Origin of the sequence: Pseudomonas sp. PS01303 (assembly GCF_029959385.1) — a bacterium.
Taxonomy (GTDB): Bacteria; Pseudomonadota; Gammaproteobacteria; order Pseudomonadales; family Pseudomonadaceae; genus Aquipseudomonas; species Aquipseudomonas rustica.
The window spans coordinates 1-1,475 of the sequence record NZ_JASCPK010000304.1; the positions used below are offsets into that span (position 1 = coordinate 1).

The following is a 1,475-nucleotide window of genomic DNA, read 5'->3' on the forward strand; positions in this document are numbered from 1 at the left end:
CCTGTAAACACCGTCCCCTGTAGGAGATGCCGAAGGCTGCGATCTTTTGATGTTGTTTTCAAGATCAAAAGATCGCAGCCTTCGGCAGCTCCTACAGGGGATTTGTGGTGTTCAGGCAACGGCGGCGGTTTTTTCGGATTCGAGTTCGCGCACTAGCGGCAACACCCGCTCACCGAAATATTCCACTTCTTCCTGAAAGTGCAGAAACCCCGCCAGCACCAGATCCACACCCACCGCTTTCAACGCCACGATCCGCTCGGCGATCTGTAACGGCGTACCAATCAAATTGGTCTTGAAGCCATCGTTGTACTGCACCAGATCCTCAAAGGTTGATTTCGCCCAGTTGCCTTCACCCTCCGGCGACGCCCTGCCCGCCTGTTTCGCCGCATCGCCAAACGCGTTCACCGCTTGCGGATCGGCCTGATCGATGATCTGCGCCAACACCGCTCGCGCTTCTTCTTCGGTGTCGCGGGCAATCACGAACGCATTCACACCAATCTTCACCGAATGATTATTCGCCGCTGACTTGGCACGAATATCGTCAACCTGCGCCTTGATCCCTTCGACGCTGTTGCCGTTGGTGAAATACCAGTCCGAGACCCTTGCCGCCATGTCCCGTGCTGCCCGCGAGCTGCCGCCCTGAAAGATTTCCGGCCGCCCAAGCGGTTTCGGTTTCAGGCTGTAATGGTCGAAACGGTAGAAGTCGCCGCGAAAGGTGAAGTTGTCCTGACTCCATACACCGCGCAGGCAGCGAATGAATTCTTCGGAACGGCGATAACGTTCGTCGTGCTCCAGCCAGTGCTCGCCAATCGCCTGAAACTCGCCTTTGAACCAGCCGCTGACGATGTTCACCGCGATGCGGCCGTTAGTGAGTTGATCGATGGTCGCCAGTTGCTTCGCCGCGAGCGCCGGCTGCCACGGGCCGGGCAGGAGCGCGGCGATGACTTTGAGCTTGGTCGTCGCGGCCAGCAGTGCATGACTGAACGCAACCGACTCATGCTGGAACTCGGCGCCATAACCGGCGGTGAAGCGGATCTGCGTCAGCGCGTATTCAAACCCGGCGGCTTCGGCGATCTGCGCCAGTTTGCGGTTGTAGTCGATGCCCCAATCGGTGCGCTGTTCGATCTTGCTGACCACCAGCCCACCGCTGACGTTTGGCACCCAGTAGGCAAATTTGACGGGTTGCTGGCTCATTGGCGTGTCCTCGGGATGTTTTGGGAGATGGGAGAGGTAGAGCAGCAAGTGTGCCAGCCTGAAAATGCCCGGTTCTGTTGGGTTTGTCGGTTGTGCAGATGTTTTGCAGAAAGAGATTTGTTGGCTGCATGTTGGGTGGGCAACAGTGGGGTGATGGGGGGCCGGACTGGCGTCTTCGCGAGCAGGCTCACTCCTACATTTGAAATGCATTCCCCTGTAGGAGTGAGCCTGCTCGCGATTGGGTCTTACGGGTCGCCGCAACAGTTGGATACAGGTAACAT

The 1,475-nt window shown here is 57.8% G+C and carries 1 protein-coding gene; it reads right to left on the bottom strand.

From position 1 onward, the window contains the following. Nucleotides 1–111: 111 nt before the first annotated feature. Nucleotides 112–1,194, bottom strand: a complete 1,083-nt coding sequence (gene sfnG, locus QMX93_RS30680; RefSeq protein WP_282359333.1) for a dimethylsulfone monooxygenase SfnG — start codon at nt 1,192–1,194, stop codon at nt 112–114. Nucleotides 1,195–1,475: the final 281 nt, after the last annotated feature.